This window comes from Polaromonas sp. P4_F4 (genome assembly GCF_056401355.1).
Genome location: NZ_JBFUJO010000030.1, coordinates 1 through 22718, shown reverse-complemented (window position 1 = coordinate 22718; position 22718 = coordinate 1). Strand labels below are relative to the sequence as shown.

At 63.8% G+C, this 22718-nt stretch carries 25 protein-coding genes; 23 read left to right on the top strand and 2 right to left on the bottom strand.

The genetic code is table 11. The features are described from left to right. Positions 1 to 14: 14 nt before the first annotated feature. The 18 genes from AC1DUR_RS22755 (at position 15) to AC1DUR_RS22670 (ending at position 17268) form a co-directional block, all read left to right on the top strand. Positions 15 to 1199, top strand: a complete 1185-nt coding sequence (locus AC1DUR_RS22755) for a lipid-transfer protein (protein ID WP_477722202.1) — start codon at positions 15 to 17, stop codon at positions 1197 to 1199. Between the two features lie 11 nt (positions 1200 to 1210). Beyond that, positions 1211 to 1669 carry a MaoC family dehydratase N-terminal domain-containing protein gene (locus tag AC1DUR_RS22750; protein WP_477722171.1) on the top strand — a complete coding sequence of 153 codons (459 nt, stop codon included), beginning with the start codon at positions 1211 to 1213 and terminating at the stop codon, positions 1667 to 1669. Further along, on the top strand, positions 1666 to 2091 hold the full coding sequence (locus AC1DUR_RS22745; protein ID WP_477722170.1) for a MaoC family dehydratase: 426 nt from the start codon (positions 1666 to 1668) through the stop codon (positions 2089 to 2091). Before AC1DUR_RS22750 ends, AC1DUR_RS22745 begins: the two co-directional genes overlap by 4 nt. 19 nt (positions 2092 to 2110) lie before the next feature. Continuing rightward, positions 2111 to 2938, top strand: a complete 828-nt coding sequence (locus AC1DUR_RS22740) for an SDR family NAD(P)-dependent oxidoreductase (protein WP_477722169.1) — start codon at positions 2111 to 2113, stop codon at positions 2936 to 2938. Beyond that, positions 2935 to 4089, top strand: coding sequence for an acyl-CoA dehydrogenase family protein (locus tag AC1DUR_RS22735; protein WP_477722168.1), 1155 nt, complete (start codon positions 2935 to 2937; stop codon positions 4087 to 4089). Before AC1DUR_RS22740 ends, AC1DUR_RS22735 begins: the two co-directional genes overlap by 4 nt. Positions 4090 to 4155: 66 nt before the next feature. Next, positions 4156 to 5838: a long-chain-fatty-acid--CoA ligase gene (locus tag AC1DUR_RS22730; RefSeq protein WP_477722167.1), complete on the top strand. Its 1683-nt coding sequence runs from the start codon at positions 4156 to 4158 to the stop codon at positions 5836 to 5838. A gap of 30 nt (positions 5839 to 5868) precedes the next feature. Further along, the gene (locus AC1DUR_RS22725) at positions 5869 to 6669 is read left to right on the top strand and encodes an SDR family oxidoreductase (RefSeq protein WP_477722166.1); all 801 of its coding nucleotides are present in this window, start codon (positions 5869 to 5871) and stop codon (positions 6667 to 6669) included. 28 nt (positions 6670 to 6697) lie between these two features. Further along, the gene (locus AC1DUR_RS22720; RefSeq protein ID WP_477722165.1) at positions 6698 to 7495 is read left to right on the top strand and encodes an enoyl-CoA hydratase/isomerase family protein; all 798 of its coding nucleotides are present in this window, start codon (positions 6698 to 6700) and stop codon (positions 7493 to 7495) included. A gap of 57 nt (positions 7496 to 7552) precedes the next feature. Then, positions 7553 to 8458 carry an SDR family NAD(P)-dependent oxidoreductase gene (locus AC1DUR_RS22715; protein WP_477722201.1) on the top strand — a complete coding sequence of 302 codons (906 nt, stop codon included), beginning with the start codon at positions 7553 to 7555 and terminating at the stop codon, positions 8456 to 8458. 11 nt (positions 8459 to 8469) lie between these two features. Then, positions 8470 to 8898: a Zn-ribbon domain-containing OB-fold protein gene (locus AC1DUR_RS22710; protein ID WP_477722164.1), complete on the top strand. Its 429-nt coding sequence runs from the start codon at positions 8470 to 8472 to the stop codon at positions 8896 to 8898. Then, entirely contained in the window at positions 8895 to 10079 is a 1185-nt protein-coding gene (locus AC1DUR_RS22705) for a thiolase (RefSeq protein ID WP_477722163.1), read from the top strand. The genes AC1DUR_RS22710 and AC1DUR_RS22705 overlap by 4 nt, the downstream gene beginning before the upstream one ends. 145 nt (positions 10080 to 10224) lie before the next feature. Then, positions 10225 to 11391 (top strand): acyl-CoA dehydrogenase family protein, encoded by a 1167-nt coding sequence (locus AC1DUR_RS22700; RefSeq protein WP_477722162.1) that lies wholly within the window; start codon positions 10225 to 10227, stop codon positions 11389 to 11391. Continuing rightward, positions 11388 to 12362 carry an NAD(P)H-dependent flavin oxidoreductase gene (locus AC1DUR_RS22695; RefSeq protein WP_477722161.1) on the top strand — a complete coding sequence of 325 codons (975 nt, stop codon included), beginning with the start codon at positions 11388 to 11390 and terminating at the stop codon, positions 12360 to 12362. The genes AC1DUR_RS22700 and AC1DUR_RS22695 overlap by 4 nt, the downstream gene beginning before the upstream one ends. Before the next feature lie 11 nt (positions 12363 to 12373). Further along, a complete protein-coding gene (locus AC1DUR_RS22690; RefSeq protein WP_477722160.1) occupies positions 12374 to 12790 on the top strand; it encodes a PaaI family thioesterase in 417 nt (138 codons plus the stop codon). Between the two features lie 103 nt (positions 12791 to 12893). Further along, positions 12894 to 13643 (top strand): electron transfer flavoprotein subunit beta/FixA family protein, encoded by a 750-nt coding sequence (locus tag AC1DUR_RS22685; protein ID WP_477722159.1) that lies wholly within the window; start codon positions 12894 to 12896, stop codon positions 13641 to 13643. Further along, positions 13644 to 14588, top strand: a complete 945-nt coding sequence (locus tag AC1DUR_RS22680) for an electron transfer flavoprotein subunit alpha/FixB family protein (protein WP_477722158.1) — start codon at positions 13644 to 13646, stop codon at positions 14586 to 14588. 99 nt (positions 14589 to 14687) lie between these two features. Next, on the top strand, positions 14688 to 15698 hold the full coding sequence (locus tag AC1DUR_RS22675) for a Bug family tripartite tricarboxylate transporter substrate binding protein (protein ID WP_477722157.1): 1011 nt from the start codon (positions 14688 to 14690) through the stop codon (positions 15696 to 15698). A gap of 64 nt (positions 15699 to 15762) precedes the next feature. Next, a complete protein-coding gene (locus AC1DUR_RS22670; RefSeq protein ID WP_477722156.1) occupies positions 15763 to 17268 on the top strand; it encodes a class I adenylate-forming enzyme family protein in 1506 nt (501 codons plus the stop codon). A 51-nt stretch (positions 17269 to 17319) separates the two neighbouring features. Here the strand turns inward: AC1DUR_RS22670 and AC1DUR_RS22665 are convergent, their stop codons facing one another. Continuing rightward, positions 17320 to 17592: a LysR substrate-binding domain-containing protein gene (locus AC1DUR_RS22665; RefSeq protein ID WP_477722200.1), complete on the bottom strand. Its 273-nt coding sequence runs from the start codon at positions 17590 to 17592 to the stop codon at positions 17320 to 17322. A gap of 9 nt (positions 17593 to 17601) precedes the next feature. After that, the gene (locus tag AC1DUR_RS22660; protein WP_477722199.1) at positions 17602 to 18294 is read right to left on the bottom strand and encodes an IS6 family transposase; all 693 of its coding nucleotides are present in this window, start codon (positions 18292 to 18294) and stop codon (positions 17602 to 17604) included. Between the two features lie 72 nt (positions 18295 to 18366). Between AC1DUR_RS22660 and AC1DUR_RS22655 the strand changes: the two genes are divergently transcribed. The 5 genes from AC1DUR_RS22655 to bioF all read left to right on the top strand — a co-directional run bounded on the left by AC1DUR_RS22655 (position 18367) and on the right by bioF (position 22448). After that, a complete protein-coding gene (locus AC1DUR_RS22655) occupies positions 18367 to 18786 on the top strand; it encodes a Bug family tripartite tricarboxylate transporter substrate binding protein (protein ID WP_477722198.1) in 420 nt (139 codons plus the stop codon). Positions 18787 to 18913: 127 nt separating this feature from the next. Next, the gene (locus AC1DUR_RS22650) at positions 18914 to 19036 is read left to right on the top strand and encodes a hypothetical protein (RefSeq protein ID WP_255349055.1); all 123 of its coding nucleotides are present in this window, start codon (positions 18914 to 18916) and stop codon (positions 19034 to 19036) included. A gap of 346 nt (positions 19037 to 19382) precedes the next feature. Next, the gene (gene bktB, locus AC1DUR_RS22645; protein WP_477722155.1) at positions 19383 to 20567 is read left to right on the top strand and encodes a beta-ketothiolase BktB; all 1185 of its coding nucleotides are present in this window, start codon (positions 19383 to 19385) and stop codon (positions 20565 to 20567) included. 189 nt (positions 20568 to 20756) lie between these two features. Then, positions 20757 to 21137: an aspartate 1-decarboxylase gene (gene panD, locus AC1DUR_RS22640; protein WP_011482516.1), complete on the top strand. Its 381-nt coding sequence runs from the start codon at positions 20757 to 20759 to the stop codon at positions 21135 to 21137. Positions 21138 to 21230: 93 nt separating this feature from the next. Beyond that, a complete protein-coding gene (bioF, locus tag AC1DUR_RS22635; protein ID WP_477722154.1) occupies positions 21231 to 22448 on the top strand; it encodes an 8-amino-7-oxononanoate synthase in 1218 nt (405 codons plus the stop codon). The last annotated feature ends 270 nt before the right edge of the window (positions 22449 to 22718 follow it).

Genomic DNA, 22718 nt, shown 5'->3' with positions numbered 1-22718 from the left:
CTCCCATGACCCAGATGAAAAGAGCCGTTCACGTCGTCGGCGTCGGCATGATTCCCTTCACCAAGCCGGGTGCCAGCGACCCTTACACCGTGATGGGTTCCCGTGCCGCCAAGCTGGCGCTCGACGATGCCGGTGTGAACTACGCCGATGTGCAGCAGGCCTATGTGGGTTATGTCTATGGCGACTCCACCGCCGGCCAGGCCGCCATCTACGGCGTGGGCTTGACCGGCATCCCGGTGTTCAACCTCAACAACAACTGTTCCACGGGATCGAGCGCGTTGTTCCTGGCGCGCCAGGCGGTGGAAAGCGGCATGGTCGAGTGCGCGATTGCCCTGGGCTTCGAGCAGATGGTGGCGGGCGCGCTCAAGGGCGCCTATGAAGACCGACCTTCGCCCATGGCCCGTTTTGCCGAGAGCATGACGGCGCACCAGGGCTACCTGCCCGACACGCCGCGCGCGGCCCAGTTCTTCGGCGGCGCAGGGCGCGATTACATGAAGCAGTACGGCATCCGGCCAGACACCTTTGGCCGCATCTCGGTCAAGGCACGCCAGCATGCCGCGCGCAACCCGCTGGCGGTGTTTCGCCAGACCCTGACGCTCGACGAGGTGATGGCTTCGCCCAGCGTGTTCGACCCCCTCACGCGCTACCAGTGCTGCCCGCCGACCTGCGGCGCGGCGGCGGCCATCGTGTGCTCGGCCGACTTTGCCAAAAAGCACAACCTGGACATGCGCGTGGTGATTGCGGCCCAGGCCATGACCACGGATACTCCCAGCACGTTCGAGAGCGACGACATGCGCAAGCTGGTGGGCTACGACATGACCGCCGCCGCGGCCAAGCAGGTGTACGAGGCTGCCGGCATCGGCCCGGAAGATCTGGATGTGGTGGAGTTGCACGACTGCTTCACGGCCAACGAACTGATCACCTACGAAGGTCTGGGCCTGACGCCCGAAGGCACGGCCGAAAAGTTCATTCTGGACGGCGACAACACCTATGGCGGCCGCATCGTCACCAATCCTTCGGGTGGCCTGCTGTCCAAGGGGCATCCGCTGGGCGCCACCGGGCTGGCCCAGTGTTCCGAACTGGTGTGGCAGTTGCGCGGCCAGGCGGGCCAGCGCCAGGTGGAAGGCGCGCGACTGGCACTGCAGCACAACCTGGGACTGGGTGGCGCTTGCGTGGTCACGCTGTACCAGGCAGTTTGACGAGGCATGCCATGATTGACAAAGGTTTCATTGGGCACACCATGCCCGCCTTCAGTGCGACGGTGGAGGCTGGCCGTCTGCGCTTTTTTGCCAAGGCAACCGGCCAGACCGATCCCATCTACAGCGACGAAGCGGCCGCCCGCGCTGCAGGCCATCCAGGCCTGCCGGTGCCGCCAACCTTTCTGTTCTGCCTGGAGATGGAGTCGCCTGACCCCGCTGCCATCCGCAACCTGCTGGGCATGGACTACCGCAGCCTGCTGCATGGCGAGCAGGGCTTTACCTACCATGCCATGGCCTATGCGGGCGACACGCTGACCTTCGAGCAGCGCATAGCCGACATTTATGACAAAAAGGGCGGCGCGCTGGAATTCGTCGTGCGCAAGACGCGCGTGACCAACCAGCGCCACGAACTGGTGGCCGAGCTGCGCTGCGTCACCGTGATCCGCAACGCAAAGGGGGGGCTGACATGACTGCCGCTGCACTGAATTTCGACAGCATCCAGGTGGGCGATGCCCTGCCATCGTTCGAAATGCCACCCGTCTCCCGCCTGACCCTGGCGTTGTACTGCGGCGCCTCGGGTGACCACAACCCCGTCCATGTGGACACCGACTTTGCGAAGGCCGCTGGCATGCCTGATGTGTTCGCCCACGGCATGCTGTCCATGGCCTGGCTCGGCCAGGTGCTGACCCGTTGGGTGCCGCAGACCGCCATCCGCGACTACAGCGTTCGCTTCGCGGCCATCACCCAGGTCGGCGAGCGCATTTCCTGCGCCGGCAAAGTGGTCGAAAAATTCGAGCGAAACGGCCAGCGCTGCCTGCGCGTGGAGCTGTCCAGCGCCAACCAGGACGGTCAGACCAAGCTCACGGGCGAAGCTGTGATCGCCCTGCCATGACATTTAGAAGGAATACAAAATGACTCGCAAACTCGAAGGCAAAGTGGCCCTGGTCTCCGGCTCGGGCCGTGGCATCGGCCGTGAAATCGCACTCAAGCTCGCCAGCGAAGGCGCGCGCGTGGTTATCAATGACCTGGATGCCGAACCCGCAACCCAAACCGTGGCGGACATCGTGGCGCGTGGCGGCCAGGCGGTGGCCTGCGTAGGCAGCGTGACCGAGGCGGACTTTGGTGACCGCTTCGTGGCCCAGGCGCTGCAGAGCTTCGGTGGCATCGACATCATTGTCAATAACGCCGGCTATACCTGGGACAACGTGGTCCAGAAAATGAGTGACGAGCAGTGGGAGGCCATGCTGCAGGTTCATTTGACGGCGCCTTTCCGCATCCTGCGGGCCGCCTCCGGCTTCATCCGCGATGCGGCCAAGAAAGAGGCCGAGGCCGGCGAGGTGGTATTCCGCAAGGTCGTCAATATTTCGTCGACGTCGGGCGTGTATGGCAACGCAGGCCAGGCCAACTATGCTGCAGCCAAGGCCGGCATCAATGGCCTGACCAAGGCGTTGGCCAAGGAATGGGGTCGCTACAAGGTGAACGTCAACAGTGTGGCTTTCGGCCTGATCATGACGCGCCTGACCGAAGCGGCAGCCGACGCCGACGCGAAAATCGACATCGCTGGCCAGCAGATCAAGGTGGGTGTGAACCCGCAAGTGCTCAAGAATGCCGAGTCTCTGATTCCGCTCGGTCGCGGCGGCACGCCCGAGGAGGCGGCGGGTGCGGTCTACATGTTTTGCATTCCCGAATCCAACTATGTCAGCGGCCAGGTGCTGGTGTGCGGAGGCGGTCGTCCATGAGCGCTGCACAACGTCCGTGGATGGACTCCGATCTGGAGCTGCTGCGTGACACGGCGCGCAGGTTTTTCGACCGTGAATGCGTGCCGCACGAACAGCGCTGGACCGAGCAGCACCATGCCGACCGCGAGATCTGGACCAAGGCCGGCCAGGCCGGCCTGCTGTGCGCCAGCATTCCCGAGGAATACGGCGGCGGCGGCGGCAGCTTCCTGCATGAGGCAGTGATCTGCGAAGAGCAGTCAGCCGCGCTGGTGGCCGGCTTCAGCAACAACGTACACAGTGGCATCGTGGCGCACTACATCCTGGCCTATGGAAGCGACGCGCAAAAGCAGCGCTGGCTGCCGCGCATGGCCACGGGCGAGCTGGTGGCGGCGATTGCCATGAGCGAGCCTGGCGCCGGCACCGATCTGCAGCGCATCAAGACCAGCGCCCTGCGCGACGGTGAAGACTATGTTATCAATGGCTCCAAGACCTTCATTACCAATGGCTACCACGCCAACCTGATTTGCGTGGCGGTCAAGACCGATGCGATTGCTGGCGCCAAGGGCGTCTCGCTGGTGATGATCGAGACCGACGGGTTGCAGGGCTTTCGGCGTGGCCGCATTCTGGAAAAGTTGGGTCAGAAGTCGCTTGACACGGTTGAACTGTTTTTTGACGGCATGCGCGTGCCGGTAGACAACCTTCTCGGCGGCGAAGAGGGGCGGGGCTTTGCGCAACTGATGCAGCAGTTGCCGCAGGAGCGTTTGCTGATTGCCGTGGGAGCCGTCGCCACCATGCACCGAGCCATCGCCGACACCACCGCCTATGTGCGCCAGCGCGAGGTGTTCGGCAAGCCGCTGATGGCCATGCAGAACACCCGCTTCAAGCTGGCCGAATGCCAGACCCAGGCGACCGTGGCGCGCAGCTTCGTGGACGACTGCATCCAGCGCCTCTTGCGCGGCGAACTGGACGTGCCCACCGCTGCCATGGCCAAGTGGTGGACCACCCAGACCAACTGCCAGATCATCGACGAGTGCCTGCAGTTGCACGGCGGCTATGGCTACATGACGGAATACCCGATTGCCCGCATGTACGCCGATGTGCGTGTGAGCAAAATCTACGGTGGCGCCAACGAGGTGATGAAGGAAATCATTGCCCGCAGCATGGACGGCTAGCGAGCTCCGCACACAAGCGATATAACGCCGCGGCACGGACATCAAACCAGACAAGAGACAACACACATGCAAGCCCTTCATCACCGCTTCTGGCCCAAGGGCATCCCGCAAGACCTGCGGGTGCCCCGGGTGACGCTGATCCATTACCTGGAGGTAGCGGCCCAGCGTTACCCGGACAAGCCCGCCATCGTCTACTGCGGTGCGGTGCTCGGTTATGCCGCGCTGAAGGCCAAAGTCGATGCGATGGCCGGCTACCTGCACAAGCAGCTGGGCGTTCAGCGCGGCGACCGGGTGTTGCTCATGAGCCAAAACTGTCCGCAGTTTGTGATCGCCTATTACGCCGTGTTGCGTGCCGGCGCGGCGGTGGTGCCTGTCAACCCGATGAGCACCGCGCCCGAAATTCGTTATTACGCCGCCGACAGCGGGGCGCGGGTGGCTTTTGTCGCCCAGGAGCTGCTGCCGCAGCTGGCAGCGTGTATCGGCTCTAGTGAAGCGGGCGGTCTCGATGCCGTGGTGGTGCACGCCTACAGCGACAGCCTGACGGCGCCAGCCGACGAAGAGGTGCCCGACTGGGTACGCACTGCCCGCGCGCCCCTGCCGGGCAGCGCCTGCCACGGCTTTGAAGAGGCGCTGGCGCTGCACCTGCGGCCGCCGGTCGACATCAGCATGCCCGACGACCTGGCGGTGCTGCCTTACACCTCGGGCACCACCGGCCATCCCAAGGGCTGCATGCACACCCACGCCACCGTGCTGGCCTCGAACGTGGCGTCGCAGGTCTGGAAGAACCTCAACGTCGAGTCGGTGTTCCTCTGCGTGGCGCCGCTGTTTCACATGCTGGGCATGCAAAACGGCATGAACGTGCCTGTCACGCTGGGCGCCACCATCGTCATGATGCCGCGCTGGAATCCGGTGACGGCGGTGCGCCTGATCGAGCGCCACCGGGTCACGGCCTGGACCGCGCCGCCCGCCATGGTGATCGATTTTTTTGCGCAGCCCGAGGCGCTGCAGCGCGACCTGTCCAGCCTGTGCCTGCTCTCGGGCGGCGGTGCCGCCATGCCCGAAGCCGTGGCCAGCATGCTGGCCGAACGGTTTGAGCTGTTTTACAACGAGGCTTATGGCCTGAGCGAGACCGCCGCCTTTTTGCATGCCAACCCGCTCTCGCGCGGCAAGCGCCAGTGTCTGGGCATGCCCACGCAGGGCGTCGACTCGCGCATCGTCGATCCGCTGACGCAGCAGGAACTGCCGCAGGGCGAGGTGGGAGAACTGGTGACTCACGGCGCGCAGCTCATGACCGGGTACTGGAACAACGAAGAGGCCAACCGTGCGGCGTTTTTCGAGATGGATGGCAAGCGGTTTTTCCGTACCGGCGATCTGGCCCATGTCGATGAAGAAGGTTACTTCTTCATGCGCGACCGGCTCAAACGCATGATCAACGCGTCGGGCTTCAAGGTCTGGCCAGCCGAGGTGGAAAGCGCCATGTACGAGCATCCCGCCATCCACGAAGCCTGTGTGATCGGGGTCGATGACGAACAGCGCGGTGAAACCGTCAAGGCGCTGGTGGTGCTCAAGCCCGGCCAGCGCGGCAAGGTCTCGGAGCAGGACATCATCGACTGGGGCCGCCAGCGCATGGCGGTCTACAAGGCGCCGCGAATTGTCGAGTTCGTGGACAGCCTGCCCAAATCGGGCACGGGGAAAATTCTCTGGCGCGAACTGCAGCAGGCGCAGCGTGTTGCCGCCCCGAAAGCCTGACCCCCCACTTTACTAACACCAAGGACTTCCATGGACATCAATGATTTCAAGGGCCGCTCCGTCTTCGTGGCCGGCGGCAGCAGCGGTATCAATCTGGGCATCGCCAAGGCCTTTGCCGCCTGTGGTGCGAATGTGGCCATTGCCAGCCGCTCACCCGAACGGGTCGCCGGGGCGGTGGCCGAACTGCGGGCATTGGCTATGCCGGGTGCGCGCATTGAAGGCTACAGCGCCGACGTGCGCGACGCCGAGGCCATCGCTGCCGCGCTGGCGCAGGCCCATGCGGCGATCGGCGATTTCGATGTGCTGGTGTCCGGCGCTGCCGGCAACTTCGTCGCGCCGGCCCTGGGCATGTCGGCCAAGGGTTTTCGCACCGTGATCGACATCGACCTCAACGGTACATTCCATGTGCTGCGCGGTGCGCACCAGTTTCTGCGCAAACCGGGCGCGTCGGTCATCAGCATCTCGGCGTCGCAAGCCTACAACCCGACACGGTACCAGGCGCATGTGTGCGCCGCCAAGGCCGGTGTGGACATGCTCACGCGCGTGCTGGCGATGGAGTGGGGGCCGGAAGGCATTCGCGTCAATTCCATTGTGCCGGGCCCAATTGATGACACCGAAGGCATGCGGCGCCTGGCACCGACGCCCGAGGCGATGCAGAAGTTTGTGGCCTCGGTGCCGCTGGGTCGTATGGGCACCACGGCCGAGATTGCCGACATGGCGCTGTTTCTGAGCTCGCGCCATGCGCAGTTTGTGACCGGTGCCGTGATCCCGGTGGACGGCGGCAGTTCGCTCGCCGGTGGCCGCGATCTGAGCGCCGCGCTGACACCCTGATACCCACTGACATGCGAGGAAAACACCGATGACCGACACGTTCAAAACCATCCGTTTCGACGTCCGCGAACAGGTCGCGACGCTGACGCTGGATAACCCGGCCAAGCGCAACGCGCTGGATCCGGCCATGCGCGAGGAAATCGCCCAGGTGGTCGCCACCGTGCGGCGTGACCGGGATATTCGGGCCCTGGTCATCACCGGCGCCAACGGCCATTTCTGCTCGGGTGGCGACTTGCGCAACATTGCCACCGTGGGCCTGGACAACCAGGGCTGGCGCAACCGGCTGCAGGATCTGCACGAGTGGCTGCAGGACCTGCTGACGCTGGACCGGCCGGTGATTGCTGCTGTTGACGGCGCGGCCTATGGCGCCGGCTTCAGCCTGGCGCTGGTGGCCGATTTCGTGCTGGCCACGCCGCGCGCGCGCTTTTGCATGTCCTTCATGCGCGTGGGGCTGGTGCCCGACTGTGGTGCCTTTTACACCCTGCCGCGCATTGTGGGCGTGCAGCGGGCCAAGGAGTTGATGCTGTCGGCACGCGACATCGATGCGGCCGAGGCCCTGCAGCTGGGTATTGCAATGGAGCTGCATGAGCCGGACCGGTTGCTGCCCCGCGCCCAGGCCCTGGCAGCGAGCTTTGTCCAGGCTTCGCCGGTGGCGGTGAGCCTGATCAAGCGGACGCTGGCAGGCTGGGGCGCGGACCTGCCTGCGCTGCTGGAGCAGGAAGCCAACGCCCAGGCGCTGGCCATGGGTACTGCAGATCACCGCACGGCGGTAAAACGGTTTGTCAACAAGGAGCCGGCGCTGTTCCAGTGGCCGGCCCGCACCTGACGCCTTATTTCATCATTTCAATCAGACAAGGAGATACGTATGAGCAACAACACAGGCATGGTAGAAGGCAAGGTCGTCGTGGTCACAGGCGCTGGCGGCGGCATCGGTCGCGATATCGCGCTGGCGATGGCGCGCGAGGGCGCCCGGGTCGTGGTCAACGATATTGGCGCTTCGGTGGCGGGCGAGGGCGTTGACGCCGGGCCGGCCCAGGCGGTGGTCAATGAGATCAAGGCGCTGGGTGGCGAGGCCGTGGCCAACACCGACAGCGTATCCGAGGCTGTCAGCGCCGGGCGCATCATCCAGACCGCGCTCGACACCTTTGGCCGCATCGACGTCGTCGTCAACAACGCCGGCATTCTGCGCGACCGTTTCTTTCACAAGATGGGCGACGACGAATGGGACGCCGTGATCAAGGTGCATCTGTACGGCGCCTATCACGTCAGCCGCGCTGCCGCGCCGCATTTCAAGGCGCAGGAGTCGGGCAACTACATTCACATGACCTCGACCTCGGGCCTGATCGGCAACTTTGGGCAGGCCAACTACTCGGCGGCCAAGCTCGGCGTGGTGGCGCTGTCCAAGTCGATTGCGCTGGACATGCTCAAGTTCAATGTGCGCTCGAACTGCATTGCACCATTTGCCTGGAGCCGCATGATAGGTGCCATCCCCACCGACACGCCGGCCGAGCAGGCCCGCGTTGATCGGATCAAGCAGATGACGCCGGCCAAGATCGCACCGTTGGCGGTCTGCCTGGCCAGTGAAGCGGGGCGCGATGCCAACGGCCAAATCTTTGCGGTGCGCAACAACGAAATTTTCCTGATCAGCCAGCCGCGTCCGGTCCGCTCGGTGCACCGTTCCGAAGGCTGGAGCCCCGAAACCGTGGCCAGCCACGCGCTGCCCGCGCTCAAAGCCAGCTTTTTTGCGCTGGACCGCTCCGGCGACGTGTTCAGCTGGGACCCGATCTGAAGGATCACATGATGACTCAAGAACAAGCCATCCCTGTAACCGCCTCCAGCGGCGTGCAGGGCATTTACCAAGCGGCGCTCGACGAGGGGCGCCTGCTGATCCAGCGCTGCGCCGATTGCGGTAAACATGTGTATTTCCCGCGTGAAAGCTGTCCGCATTGCGGCTCGGCCGAACTCGGCTGGGTCGCACCTGCCGGTCTCGGCACGGTCTACGCCGTGACCACCGTTCGGCGAAAAGCCGATGCAGGCGGCGACTACAACGTCTCGCTGATTGACCTGGATGAAGGTGTGCGCATGATGAGCCGCGTTGAAAATGTGAAAGCTATCGAGCTGAAAATTGGCCAGCGCGTCCAGGCCCGGGTGCAGGTCACCGACGGGCACGGCCTGGTGCTGTTTGATGCTGTGCCGCTGGCTGCCAGCACTGCGGGAGTTGCAGAATGAGCGATACCACCTCCTTGAAAGCTTTGCGCGGCAGCGCGGCGATTGCCGGCATAGCCACCTTTGGCTGCGGCGAAACGCCGGGTTTTACCGACATGGAGCTGCTGGCGCGTTCCGCCCGCGCGGCCGTGGCCGATGCCGGTTTGAAGATGAGCGATATTGACGGCCTGTGCACCGCCAGCGCCTCGGCCACCATGTGGGCCATGCCGGTGGTCGAGTACCTGGGTTTGCGCCCGCGCTACATCGACAGCACCATGATCGGCGGCTCCAGCTTCATTGCCCATCTACTGCCGGCCATGCAGGCTCTGCAGTCGGGCCAGTGCAATGCGGTGCTGGTGTGTTATGGCAGCGCCCAGCGTTCGGCGCAGTTTGGCCGGCGCGAGATTGGCGCGGCCCGCCGCTGGATGGACCCGCAACCTTACGAGGCGCCTTACGATCCCATGCAGCCGCTGTCGTCTTACGCGCTGGCGGCCTCGCGTCACATGTACGAATTCGGCACCACGCGCCGCCAGCTGGCCGAAGTGGCGGTGGCCGCGCGCAAGTGGGCCGGTCTCAACCCTGAAGCCTTCATGCGCGACCCGCTGAGCATTGACGATGTGCTGGCCGCCCGCATGATCTCCGACCCGCTGACGGTGCGCGATTGCTGCCTCGTCACCGATGGTGGCGGCGCCTACGTGCTGGTGCGCGCCGACCGTGCCCGCGATCTGCCCAAGCCCCCGGTCTATGTGCTGGGCAACGCCACCGCCGTGTGGAATCGCCAGATCTCGTCCATGCACGACCTGACCGTCACCGCGGCCAGCCAGTCCGGCCGTGAGGCTTACGCCATGGCGGGGCTGTCTGCAAAAGACATGGATGTGGTGCAGCTGTATGACGCCTTCACCATCAACACCCTGCTGTTCCTGGAAGACCTGGGTTTTTGCAAGAAAGGCGAGGCCGGCAGCTTTGTCGAAAACGGCGGCATTGCGCCCGGCGGGCATTTGCCGGTCAACACCAACGGTGGCGGCCTGTCCTGTGTGCACCCCGGCATGTACGGCATCTTTGCGCTGATCGAGGCGGTGCGCCAACTGCGCGGTGAAGGCGGCAAGCGGCAGATCGCCGGCGCGGTGACCGCGCTGGCGCATGGCAACGGCGGAACCTTGTCCAGCCAGGCCACGGCCGTCCTGGGCACGGCGGCAGCGCTGTGACCGGAACGTTGAAGAAATCGCTCTCAAAAAGATAGCTGCTAACGCCATGTAGCCAAGGGCTAGAGGTTGATTTTACTTAAAAAACCGAATGAAATCGTTCCCCGCCTGGCTGGGCAGGAGCGCAGATATGTAAAAAGGAAAACCCATGATCAGAGACCCGCAAACCATGACCGCCTTGCTTGACACCGTGAGCCGCTTCGTGCGCGAACGCCTGGTGCCTGCAGAAGCCGTTGTGGAAGAAACCGACCAGATTCCACCGGCCATCGTGCAGGAGATGAAAGAGATGGGCCTGTTCGGCCTGACCGTGCCCGAAGAATACGGCGGCTTTGCGCTGACCATGGAAGAAGAAGCGCTGGTGATCATGGAGCTGGGCAAAACCTCGCCTTCTTTCCGCTCGCTGATCGGGACCTCGGTGGGTATTGGCTCGCAGGGCATTGTGTTCGACGGCACGCCTGAGCAAAAAGCCAAGTACCTGCCCAAGCTGGCCACCGGCGAGTTGATCGCCTCGTTTGCGCTGACCGAGCCCGATGCCGGTTCGGACGCCGCGTCGCTGCGCACCACGGCCATTCGCGGAACGGATGGCGACGGCGACCACTACATCGTCAACGGCACCAAGCGCTACATCACCAACGCGCCGCAGGCCGGCATCTTCACGCTGATGGCGCGCACCGATCCGTCCAACAAGGGCGCGGGCGGGGTCTCGGCCTTCATCGTCGAGGCCGGCACGCCGGGCCTGTCGATTGGCAAGATCGACAAGAAGATGGGCCAGCGCGGCGCGCATATCGCTGACGTGATTTTCGAGAACTGCCGGGTGCCGGCCAGCCAGCTGATAGGCGGCAAGGAGGGGCAGGGTTTCAAGACCGCGATGAAGGTGCTGGAAAAAGGCCGCATCCACATTGCCGCGTTGTGTGTTGGTGTGGCCGAGCGCATGCTCAAGGACGCCTTGAACTACGCGATCGAGCGCAAACAGTTCGGCCAGGCGATTGCCGGCTTCCAGCTGGTGCAAGCCATGCTGGCCGACAGCCAGACCGAGCTCTATGCGGCCCGCTGCATGGTGATGGACGCCGCCCGCAAGCGCGACGATGGCGGCGAGGTCTCGACCGAAGCTTCGTGCTGCAAGCTGTTTGCCTCCGAGATGTGTGGCCGCGTGGCCGACCGGGCGGTGCAGATTTTTGGCGGCGCCGGCTATTTGAGCGAATACAGCATAGAGCGCTTTTACCGCGACGTGCGCATCTTCCGCCTGTACGAGGGCACCAGCCAGATCCAGCAGATCGTGATTGCCCGCAACATGGTGCGCGAGGCCACGGCATGAAAACCCGCGTCACCGAGCTTCTGGGCATACGCTACCCCATCATCCAGGGCGGCATGCAGTGGGTTGGCAAGGCCGAACTCGCGGCGGCCGTCTCCAATGCTGGCGGCCTGGGCATGGTGACCGCACTCACGCAACCGACCCCTAGCGATCTGGCGCGCGAGATCGCCCGCACCCAGGCCATGACGAAGCGACCCTTTGGCGTGAACCTGACCATCTTGCCCAGCATCTCGCCGCCGCCTTATGCCGACTACCTGCAGGCCATCATCGACAGCGGCGTGAAGATTGTCGAGACGGCAGGCAACAGCCCGAAAGACTTTATTGCCCGCATGAAGCAGCACGGCATCACCATCGTGCACAAATGCACCACGGTACGCCACGCGCTGTCGGCCGAGCGCAATGGCGTCGATATCGTCAGCATCGACGGCTTTGAATGCGCCGGCCATCCGGGTGAAGACGATGTGCCGGGCCTGGTGCTGATTCCACTGGCGGCGCGGGCACTGAAGATTCCGGTGGTGGCCTCGGGCGGCATTGCCGACGGGCGCGGCATGGCCGCTGCGCTGGTGCTGGGAGCCGAAGGCATCAACATGGGCACGCGCTTTTTTGCCACGCAAGAGGCCCCGGTGCATGCGCACATCAAGCAGGCTTTGGTTGATGCCAGCGAGCACGACACCCGGCTGATGTTTCGCACCCTGAACAACACTACCCGGGTGCTGCGCAACGCCATCTCCGAAGAGGTACTGGCGACCGAGAGGCGGCCCGGTGGCTGCAGCTTTGAAGACATCCGCCACCTGGTCGCGGGTGCGCGAGGGCGCGACGCACTGGCGCGGGGCGACGCTGACGGTGGGGTGATCGCAGCGGGCCAAGTGGTGGGTTTGATCGACGACATCCCCGCCTGTGCCGAACTGATTGAACGCATGGTGAGCGAATGCCGCCAGCAATTGCGAGTCAGCCAATGGGCTGCGGCTTGTTGAAGGAGTGTTTGATGGATGCTGAAGTGACCTTGCCTGATGTCGATACATCGACCTTGTTTTCCAAGGTTCCATTCAACCGCTTGCTGGGCATGCAGCGGGAGTTCTGCGAGGCAGGGCAGGCCCGGATGGTGCTGGAGACCCGGGCGGAATTGACCAATAACTTTCATGCCACGCATGGCGGCGTGATCATGACCATGCTGGATGTCGTCATGTCCAGCGCAGCACTCTCCAAATCCGGTTTTCAACGGGCCGTGGTCACCATCGACATGTCCACCAGCTTCCTCAAGCCGGGTCGCGGGCGTCTGATGGCCTATGGCACGGCGGTGGGCGGCGGGCGATCGGTGTGTTTTTGCGAAGCGCGCATCGAGGATGAGGCCGGTGACATCGTTGCCAAGGCCATGGGCACCTTCAAATACGTTCAGCCGTGATGCGATGGGTTTTTCGATCGCAAAGTGACTGTTACTGGTGCTTGATCAAGACACAGATTCCGAGCACCTCGAAAAAATATTTAGGAATGGAAGGTAATTGATCATGAAAATCCTCGTACCCGTCAAGCGTGTAGTCGACTACAACGTGAAAGTCCGCGTCAAATCAGACGGCAGCGGCGTCGACATCGCCAACGTCAAGATGAGCATGAACCCCTTTGACGAGATCGCCGTCGAAGAAGCCGTGCGCCTGAAAGAAAAAGGAGCGGTCACTGAAGTCATTGCGGTGAGCTGCGGTGTGCTGCAGTGCCAGGAAACCCTGCGCACCGCCATGGCCATAGGCGCCGACCGCGCCATCCTGGTGGAAACCAGCGAAGAACTGCAGCCGCTGGCCGTGGCCAAGCTGCTCAAGGCCCTGGTCGAGAAGGAGCAGCCCCAGCTGGTGATCCTGGGCAAGCAGGCCATCGACGACGACTGCAACCAGACCGGCCAGATGCTCGCCGCCCTGCTGGGCTGGCCCCAGGCCACCTTCGCCAGCAAAGTCGAAGTCGCCGGCGACAAAGTGAATGTCACCCGCGAAGTCGACGGCGGCCTGGAAACCCTGGCCCTGAGCCTGCCGGCCATCATCACCACCGACCTGCGCCTCAACGAGCCGCGCTACGTCACCCTGCCCAACATCATGAAGGCCAAGAAAAAACAGCTGGACAACTTCAAGCCCGAAGAGCTCGGGGTCGATGTCACGCCGCGCCTGAAAACCCTCAAGGTCAGCGAGCCGCCCAAGCGCAGCGCCGGCGTCAAGGTCGCCGATGTGGCGGCCCTGGTCGACAAACTCAAAAACGAAGCGAAGGTGATCTAAATGACCGCACTTGTAATTGCCGAACACGACAACCATTCCATCCGGCCCGCCACCCTCAACACCGTGACCGCCGCCGCCCACATCACCCGGTTGAGCGGCAGCGAGGTCCATGTGCTGGTCGCCGGCCAGGATGCCGCTGCAGCCGCCCAGGCCGCCAGCCAAATCACCGGCGTGGCCAAGGTCATCCATGTCGAGGGCCTGCCGTTTGCCCACGGCCTGGCCGAAAACATGGCCGCCCAGGTGCTGGCCATGGCGCAAAACTACAGCCACATCCTGTTTCCGGCCACCGCCTCGGGCAAGAATATTGCGCCCCGCGTGGCCGCGCTGCTGGACGTGGCGCAGATCTCCGACATCACCAAGGTCGATGCGGTGGACACCTTCGAGCGCCCGATCTACGCCGGCAACGCCATTGCCATCGTGCAAAGCCTGGATGCGACCAAGGTCATCACCGTGCGCACCACCGGCTTTGATGCGGCCGCGGCCAGCGGTGGAACCGCCACCGTGGAAACCCTGGCCGGTGTCGCCGACAGCGGCAGGTCGAGCTTTGTCGGTTCCGAGATCGCCAAGAGCGACCGGCCCGAGCTGACGGCCGCCAAGATCATCGTCTCGGGTGGCCGGGCCCTGGGCAGCGCCGAGAAGTTCATGGAAGTCATGACGCCGCTGGCCGACAAGCTGGGCGCAGCCCTGGGCGCCAGCCGGGCCGCGGTCGATGCCGGCTACGCCCCCAACGACTGGCAGGTCGGCCAGACCGGCAAGATCGTGGCGCCCCAGCTCTACATTGCCTGCGGCATCTCGGGCGCCATCCAGCACCTGGCCGGCATGAAGGACTCCAAGGTCATCGTGGCCATCAACAAGGACCCGGAGGCGCCTATCTTCAGCGTGGCCGACTATGGCCTGGAGGCGGACCTCTTTACCGCCGTGCCGGAACTGGTGGCGGCGCTGTGAAGGGGTGCCATCCGGACCAACGTGTCCGTGTGGCCATGGGTGGGCAAGTGTCCACGCGGTCGTGAGTTTCGATTTTTTTACAACTATGGAGACAAGACAATGGACAAGCTCAAACCCGTCAAACCCGTCAAACCCGTCAAACCTGTCAAACATGCCCGTCGCGGGCTTTCTGTGGCCCTGCTCGGGTTGATGGCATTTGGGCCACTGGCTGCGCAGGCGCAGTCCTCGCAGCCCGTGAGATTGGTCGTCGGCTATGCCGCAGGCGGCCCGGTGGACGCTGCAGCCCGGCTGTTTGCCCCGGCGCTGGCCAAGGAGTTGGGCATGGTGGTGATTGTGGAAAACCGGCCTGGTGCCAGCGGGGTGCTGGGCGGAAACTCGGTGGCCAAAGCCACCCCCGATGGGCTGCTGCTGTTTTTTGCTGCCAGCCCGACCATCACCATCAGTCCGCACGTCCTGAAGTCTATGTCGTTCAACCCGGCCAAAGACCTCAGCCCGATCGCCCCCATCCTCAGTTATTCCAACGTGCTGGTGGTCGGCAAGGACCAGCCCTTCAAAAACGTCAAGGAGTTGCTGGCTTATGCCAAAGCCAACCCCGGCAAGCTGACCTATGGCTCGGCCGGCGTGGGCGCTTCGAACCATCTCAGTGGTGAGCTGTTTGCCAAGCGCACTGGCACCGAGTTCAACCACATTCCCTATAAAGGCAATGCCCCGGCCATGACCGATGTGATTGGCGGGCAGCTCAACATGATGTTCGACATCGTTGGCAGCGCCCGCAACTACATCGCCTCGGGGCGGGTGCGTGCGCTGGCCGTGACCTCGCGCGACCGCAACCCTTCGCTGCCCGACGTGCCCACCCTGCGTGAAGAAGGCATTGCCGACTACGAGGTGGGCGGCTGGTACGGCCTGTACGGCCCTGCCAAATTGCCGGCGGCCATCGTGGACCGCTACAACGAGGCGACACGCAGGGCGCTTGCCAACGAAGAACTGCGCAGCAAGCTGGTCGAGCAGGGGTATGACTTGTGGCTGGGCTCGCCCAAAACCCTGTCGGACCGAGCCAGCAAGGAGCTAGCCATGTGGGCCACCGTGACCAAAGGCATCCAGGTGGAATGAAGCGAAATGCAAACGTCATGACCCACCTTGCGACTCTTTTTTGTCTTTTTCCCCGGAGCATTGCATGATTGATCACCGTATCCATTCGCTGTTTGACCAGCGCCTGAAGGACTCACCCGAGCGGCCTTTCCTGATCTTGCCCGACGCGAGCATGAGTTACGCCGCGCTCGGTACCTGGATAGAGCTGCTGGCGCAGGAGTTGCGCGCCGATGGCGTGCGCCCCGGCGACCGGGTCATGATCGTGGCCGAGAACTGTCCCGAACACGTGGCGCTGATCCTGGCCTGCAGCCGCGTCGGCGCCTGGTCCTGCGGCGTCAACGCCCGCATGTCGCCGGGCGAGATCAAGGCCTTTGTGGAAAAGGCCGACCCCCGCGTGACCTATTTCACCAGCGGCGTGTCGGAGGCGGCGCAGCAGCACGCCGTTCGCGCCGGTGCACGGGCTTCGGCCCTTGCGGCTTTGCAGCGCAGCCCGGTGCGGGCCGGGGCGCTGGCGGAGCAGGGCGAGCTGGTGCAGCGCGTGGCCGCGGTGATTTTTACTTCCGGCACCACCGGCGCGCCCAAGGGCGTGCTGGTGACCCATGCCGGGCTGCTGCAGTTTGCGCGCGTTTCTGCGGCTTCGCGGGACTTGGGGCCGGACGACCTGTCCTATGCCTATTTGCCGATGACGCATATTTTCGGCCTGGGCACCGTGCTGATGGCGTCGCTGTATGCTGGCGCCGGCCTGGTGATGCGCAGCCGCTTCGACCCTGAAGACGTGTTTGATGCGCTGGCCCGGCTCGGCGTGTCCAACCTGCAAGGGCCGCCCGCGATGTTCACGCGTTTGCTGGCCTGGCTGGACGAGGCCGGTGTCGCCAGGCCGCACTGTCCCAGCCTGCGTTATGTCTACACCGGGGCCGCGCCGCTGGACATGGCGCTCAAGCAGGCGGTCGAGTCGCGTTTTGGCCAGCCGCTGTACCACGGCTACGGCCTGTCGGAATATGCCGGCGCACTGTGCCTGAGCACGCGCGGTGTGACGCGCAATGACACCTCGGCCGGCTACCCGGTGGAGGGTGCCGAACTGCGCATCGTAAGCAGTACGGGTGCTGATGCGCCGGTCGGCGAGCGCGGCGAGATCTGGATGCGCGGCGTGGGCCTGATGCCCGGTTACCTGGGCGACGAGGCGGCCACGGCCCAGGTGATGCGCCCCGGCGGCTGGTATGCCAGTGGCGACCTGGGCTACCTCGCGCCGGACGGTGCGCTCTTCGTGGTGGGCCGGCTCAAGGAAATGATCATCCGCTCCGGCTTCAATGTGTACCCGGGTGAAGTGGAGGCTGTGCTCAATAGTTTTGACGGCATCCAGCGCAGCGCCGTGCTGGGGCGGCGCGAATCCGACGGCAACGAGGAAATACTCGCGTTTGTCGAGCCCGCGCCCGAAGCGGTGATCGACATGGCGGCCCTGCAGGCCTTCATCAGGGAGAACCTGGCGCCGTACAAACGGCCTGCACGTGTTGTGCCCATCGCGTCCCTGCCCATGACTCACAGCGGCAAGGTGCTCAAGCGCAGTTTGCTGGAGCTGTATCCACAGGCCTGAAGCCTGTTCCGGGCGGCAGGCCGACCTGGAGTCCGGCCCGTGCCCGGTATTTTATGGCTCTTGGTAATGGCCGATCAGCGTCTCGATCAGGGCCCGCGCATAACCGGGCAGGGCTTTCAGGTCGCGCACGAGGATGTAGCGCTCGCGCACGCTCCAGGCGTCGGTCAACTCGATCAGCGCCAGGTTCATGCTCTCGCGGTTGCGGCGCGCCGCGCTCTCGGGGACGATGCCCACGCCCACGCCGGCGCCGATCATGCGGCACATGGCGTCGAAGCGGTTCTGTCGCGTTGCCGGTTGATAAACGGGTTTGGGGTAGGAACGAATGCCAACTCTTCAAACGGGACGGGTTTTTCCTGCCAATGCATAAAACTGGTTGGCAAAAGACCTCTCGTTGTAGCCCTCCATCATGAGCTGTCCTTTACGAATCATATGCATCAACTCGATGCCGGCCAGGACATTTTTGGCAGCTCGAAATGACTTGAAGTTGAGCATCGGCTTGGTGACCCGCTTGATTGCCCGATGGTCCTGCTCCACGATGTTGTTGAGATACTTGACTTGCCGCACGATGACGGGTGTTTCGCCTCTGCCATTGATCTCATCCATGGCCGCCTTGTTGGCGCCGCTCTTGTCCATCGTGACCTTCTCGGGAACACCGCTGGCCTTCATGGCCTTGTCAAAGAAGCGCATGGCTGCGGCCTTGTCGCGCCGGGCCGTCAGCAGGAAGTCGACTGTCTTTCCCTCCTTGTCCACGGCGCGGTAGAGGTATTTCCAGGCACCCTTGACCTTGATATAGGTTTCATCCATGCGCCAGCTGCCGCCAACTTGGCGTTTATGTTTGCGAAAGACTTTTTCAAGCAATGGAAGAAACCGGATCGCCCAGCGGTTGATCGAGGAATGGTCGACAAACACACCGCGCTCCTGCATCATTTCCTCCAAGTGGCGATAGCTCAACGGATAGGCCGCGTACCAACGGATGCACACCAAAATGATGTCGATCGGAAAGCGCATTCCTTTGGTCGCCAGCATCTCGTTCAAACCTTTTCAGTCAAAGTGCTCAGCATAGACGAGCAAGCTGCTTGACCGTCAACGCGACAAAACCTGTTCAAGAAGCTGCCCTACGACCCGCAGACCGACATGACGCCATTGACCATGATGATGCGCGCACCCACCGTGCTCGTGGTGCCGCCCAACTCCCCGTACAAAACCCTGGCTGATCCGATCGGCGCGGCCAAGGCCCAGCCCGGCAAGTTCAACTACGCGGCGGGCTCCGCAGGCTATCAGCTGATGTTGGAGGCATTGAACGATAGCGCGCACCTGGACATCCGCAACGTCCCCTTCAAGGGCGCCTCCGAAGCCTTGATTGCCATCGCCTCGGGAAGCGTGGACATGGCCGCCTGCATCGCCGCGCGCCATCCCAAGTGGGACGAACGCCCGCTGCTGATCGTGGTCAAGAAGCCCGGCGCGGAGTTGACCCGCGACGAGCTGCTGGCCTTCTACGACGGCAAGATCGCCAAGTGATGGACGCCCGATGATGTGGTCTTCGTCGACAGCATCCCGCTGGGCGCCACGGGCAAGATGCTCAAGCACCAGTTGCGCGACCGTTTCCAGGACCACCTGGTCAACAAGGGCAACAAGGATTAATGCCATGAACGCATGGAAGGCCCGAACGGCCGAACTCTCGCCCGGCATGCTGGTGCTGGAGACGCTGTTCCTGGCAATACTGTTCTATGGCCTGATGCAACTGGCCGGGATGCACGCCCATGGCTGAGTGGGTCACGGCCACGTCGTTGCATACTTGCACCCCCACGGCGCGGAGTTGGCGCTGTTCCTGATCGATGGTGAGGTGCGCGCCAATCTTCCAGCTGTCCACTCACTGAAGAACGCGTGGAAGTCCTCAATCCGGCGGCTAACACGATCACCACATGCTGGTTAAATGATTTATTATTAATTTATAATTATATGTTCAAAATCTGTCGAGATTGAGCCCAACCAATCCGTGCCGGGATTCAAAGCCTTCCGCGCTGTCCAGCCAGCATGGAGCAGCATTGAGCTGATGCCCATGAGCCGCAAAATTCGATAGAACCAATTCTTTCATCTAACCGGAGAAATGAGCCATGTCACGTGAAGTTGTTGTAGTCAGCGGTGTGCGCACCGCCATTGGTACCTATGGCGGCAGCCTGAAGGACACGCCCCCCACCGAGCTGGCCGCGCAGGTCGTGCGCGAGTCGCTGGCGCGGGCTGGCGTCGAGGGGAGCGATGTGGGCCATGTGGTGTTTGGCCATGTGGTCAACACCGAGCCCAAGGACATGTACCTGTCGCGCGTGGCGGCCGTCAACGGCGGCTGCGGCGAAGGTACCCCCGCGTTCAACGTCAACCGGCTGTGCGGCTCGGGCCTGCAGGCCATTGTGTCAGCCAGCCAGTCCATCTTGCTGGGCGACACCGACATCGCCATAGGCGGCGGCGCCGAGAACATGAGCCGCGGCCCCTACGCCAGCCTGTCGGCGCGCTGGGGCGCCCGCATGGGCGACAGCACCATGGTCGACATGGTGGTGGGTGCGCTGCACGACCCCTTCCAGAACATCCACATGGGCGTGACCGCCGAGAACATCGCCGCCAAGTGGGGCATCAGCCGTGAAGAGCAGGACGCGATTGCCGTCGAAAGCCACAACCGCGCCCAGCGCGCCACCGAGGCCGGTTACTTCAAGGACCAGATCGTCCCCGTCATGCTGAAAAGCAAAAAGGGCGAGGTGGCCTACGTCACCGACGAGCATTTCCGTGCCGGCTGCACGCTGGCCGACATGGCCAAGCTCAAACCGGTGTTCATCAAGGAAAACGGTACCGTGACCGCCGGCAACGCATCGGGCATCAACGACGCGGCCGCCGCCGTGGTGCTGATGGAAGCAGGCATCGCCAAGGCCAGGGGCGCCAAGCCGCTGGCTCGGCTGGTGGCCTACGCCCACGCGGGCGTGGACCCCCAGTACATGGGCATAGGCCCGGTGCCCGCCACGCGACTGGCGCTGAAAAAGGCCGGCCTCACGGTGAACGACCTGGACGTGATCGAGGCCAACGAAGCCTTTGCCGCCCAGGCCTGCGCCGTCACGCGCGAGCTGGGGCTGGACCCGGCCAAGGTCAACCCCAACGGCTCGGGCATCTCGCTGGGCCACCCGATTGGCGCCACCGGCGCGCTGATCACGGTGAAAGCCCTGTACGAGCTGCAGCGCATCGGGGGCCGCTACGCGCTGGTAACGATGTGCATAGGCGGCGGCCAGGGCATAGCGGCGATTTTTGAACGTATGTGAGGTCGGCGGGCTCGTCCATGCCTGCTGAGTAATCGAACCCATGAGGCAATAACTGATCCATGGGGGCGAACTTTTGCGACAAACGGGCCAGATTTCAGCCTGGGTAGGCCGTTTCAAGCCAGGTTTTCTACAAAGCCTGATGCCCCATGACGTGACTGAAAATTCCCCCATTGATTACAGAGACCCATCATGTTCCGAACCCTGCTCAAATCCAAGATCCACCGCGTCGCGGTAACCCACTGCGAGTTGCATTACGAAGGCTCCTGCGCCATCGATGAAGACCTGCTCGACGCGGCCAACATCGCCGAGAACGAGCAAATCCATATCTGGAACATCAACAACGGCGAGCGCTTTGTCACCTATGCGATCAAGGGGGAGCGCGGCTCCGGCATGATTTCGGTCAACGGCTCGGCCGCGCGCCGCGCCGCTGCTGGTGATCTGATCATCATCGCGGCCTTTGCCCAGGTGCACAACGACCAGGTGAGCGCACATGAACCCCAACTGGTGTTTGTGGACGACAAAAACCGCCAGACCGAGTTGCGCCACAAGGTGCCAACCCAACGCATGTGATGCCGTACCCCGGCGGCCTACCCGCCACCACCCTGGCCCAGCGCGTGCCGGCTACGCTGGACGATGTGCTGACCCAAACCGCAGGCTTCTCCGATGCTGATCGACCACCTGAACCGACAACGGCTTGAGCGCGAGGCCCAGGGGCTACAGCGTCAACGCCGCATCGCCGAGTCCCCTTGCGCGCCGCGCCAGTGGGTCAGCCAGGGTGGCCAGCCCGCCCGCGAGTTGCTGGCGTTTTGCAGCAACGACTACTTGGGCCTGGCCAATCACCCGGCCCTGATTGAGGCGCTGGCCGAGGGCGCGCGGCAATTTGGCGCCGGCAGCGGTGCCTCGCACCTGATCAGCGGTCACTCACGCGCCCATGCCGGGCTTGAAGACGACCTGGCAGCCTGGCTGGCACCCTGCATTCCCAATGCTGCGGCGCTGTACTTCTGCACCGGCTACCTGGCCAACCTGGCCTTGCTCACCGCGCTGGGCGACGCCAGCGCCACGATCTTTGCCGACAAGCTCAACCATGCGTCGCTGATTGACGGGGCCCTTCTGGCCAAGGCGACCATGCAGCGCTACGCGCACCGCAACCTGACGGTGCTGGCCGGCCAGCTCGAACGCTGCACAACGCCCATCAAGCTGATCGTGACCGATGCGGTCTTCAGCATGGACGGCGATCTGGCCGACCTGCCGGCGCTCTTGGGGCTGGCGGAGCGCTTCGACGCCTGGCTGATCGTGGACGACGCCCATGGCTTTGGCGTGATCGGCGCTCAGGGCCGCGGTAGCCTGTCGCATTTTGGCCTGCGCAGCGAACGCCTGATCTACATGGGCACGCTGGGCAAGGCGGCGGGCCTGGGCGGCGCTTTTGTCGCGGCCCACCCGAGCATCATCGACTGGCTGGTGCAGTCGGCACGCGCCTACATCTACACCACTGCCGCACCGCCCGCCGTGGCCCACGCCTTGCGCGAGAGCCTGCAGCTCATCGGCGGCGCCGAGGGCGATCAGCGGCGCGCGCAACTGCAGCAACTGATCACCCAGCTGCGCACGCAGCTTACCGCCCTGATCGCCGCAGACCCGACACTGGGTTGGCGGCTGGCGGACTCCAGCACCGCGATTCAGCCGCTGATTGTCGGCGACAACGAAGCCGCTCTGGCGCTGATGGCGGCACTCGATGCGCAAGGTCTGTGGGTGCCGGCCATCCGACCGCCCACGGTACCGGTCGGCACGGCCCGGCTGCGCATCACCCTCAGCGCCAGCCACAGCGCCCAGGATGTGCAGCGCCTGGTCGATGGCCTGGCCTGCGCCACCCGGGGGTTGCCATGACAACACTGCCTCCGTTACACGGCGGTTTCGTCACCCGTCGCCGTGGCGGCCCATCTGGACAATACGGCCCTCAGAAGCGTGTTTTCATGGCTATCCCTTTTTTCTCTTCCCTCTTCACCTGAGAAATGCACTCATGATGACCATTGCCACGATTCCCGTTTCGTCCCTGCGTCGCGCGCCCGCGCCCACCACCGCGCCGCAGGCACCGCTTCGCTGGCAGGTCGAAGACATAGCAGCCCTGTACGAACTGCCGTTCATGGATTTGCTGTT

Coding starts and splice junctions, on each gene's coding strand:
- AC1DUR_RS22755 (WP_477722202.1), top strand. CDS start 15: ATGAAAAGAGCCGTTCACGTCGTCGGCGTCGGCATGATTCCCTTCACC.
- AC1DUR_RS22750 (WP_477722171.1), top strand. CDS start 1,211: ATGATTGACAAAGGTTTCATTGGGCACACCATGCCCGCCTTCAGTGCG.
- AC1DUR_RS22745 (WP_477722170.1), top strand. CDS start 1,666: ATGACTGCCGCTGCACTGAATTTCGACAGCATCCAGGTGGGCGATGCC.
- AC1DUR_RS22740 (WP_477722169.1), top strand. CDS start 2,111: ATGACTCGCAAACTCGAAGGCAAAGTGGCCCTGGTCTCCGGCTCGGGC.
- AC1DUR_RS22735 (WP_477722168.1), top strand. CDS start 2,935: ATGAGCGCTGCACAACGTCCGTGGATGGACTCCGATCTGGAGCTGCTG.
- AC1DUR_RS22730 (WP_477722167.1), top strand. CDS start 4,156: ATGCAAGCCCTTCATCACCGCTTCTGGCCCAAGGGCATCCCGCAAGAC.
- AC1DUR_RS22725 (WP_477722166.1), top strand. CDS start 5,869: ATGGACATCAATGATTTCAAGGGCCGCTCCGTCTTCGTGGCCGGCGGC.
- AC1DUR_RS22720 (WP_477722165.1), top strand. CDS start 6,698: ATGACCGACACGTTCAAAACCATCCGTTTCGACGTCCGCGAACAGGTC.
- AC1DUR_RS22715 (WP_477722201.1), top strand. CDS start 7,553: ATGGTAGAAGGCAAGGTCGTCGTGGTCACAGGCGCTGGCGGCGGCATC.
- AC1DUR_RS22710 (WP_477722164.1), top strand. CDS start 8,470: ATGACTCAAGAACAAGCCATCCCTGTAACCGCCTCCAGCGGCGTGCAG.
- AC1DUR_RS22705 (WP_477722163.1), top strand. CDS start 8,895: ATGAGCGATACCACCTCCTTGAAAGCTTTGCGCGGCAGCGCGGCGATT.
- AC1DUR_RS22700 (WP_477722162.1), top strand. CDS start 10,225: ATGATCAGAGACCCGCAAACCATGACCGCCTTGCTTGACACCGTGAGC.
- AC1DUR_RS22695 (WP_477722161.1), top strand. CDS start 11,388: ATGAAAACCCGCGTCACCGAGCTTCTGGGCATACGCTACCCCATCATC.
- AC1DUR_RS22690 (WP_477722160.1), top strand. CDS start 12,374: ATGGATGCTGAAGTGACCTTGCCTGATGTCGATACATCGACCTTGTTT.
- AC1DUR_RS22685 (WP_477722159.1), top strand. CDS start 12,894: ATGAAAATCCTCGTACCCGTCAAGCGTGTAGTCGACTACAACGTGAAA.
- AC1DUR_RS22680 (WP_477722158.1), top strand. CDS start 13,644: ATGACCGCACTTGTAATTGCCGAACACGACAACCATTCCATCCGGCCC.
- AC1DUR_RS22675 (WP_477722157.1), top strand. CDS start 14,688: ATGGACAAGCTCAAACCCGTCAAACCCGTCAAACCCGTCAAACCTGTC.
- AC1DUR_RS22670 (WP_477722156.1), top strand. CDS start 15,763: ATGATTGATCACCGTATCCATTCGCTGTTTGACCAGCGCCTGAAGGAC.
- AC1DUR_RS22660 (WP_477722199.1), bottom strand. CDS start 18,294: ATGCTGGCGACCAAAGGAATGCGCTTTCCGATCGACATCATTTTGGTG.
- AC1DUR_RS22650 (WP_255349055.1), top strand. CDS start 18,914: ATGAACGCATGGAAGGCCCGAACGGCCGAACTCTCGCCCGGCATGCTG.
- bktB (WP_477722155.1), top strand. CDS start 19,383: ATGTCACGTGAAGTTGTTGTAGTCAGCGGTGTGCGCACCGCCATTGGT.
- panD (WP_011482516.1), top strand. CDS start 20,757: ATGTTCCGAACCCTGCTCAAATCCAAGATCCACCGCGTCGCGGTAACC.
- bioF (WP_477722154.1), top strand. CDS start 21,231: ATGCTGATCGACCACCTGAACCGACAACGGCTTGAGCGCGAGGCCCAG.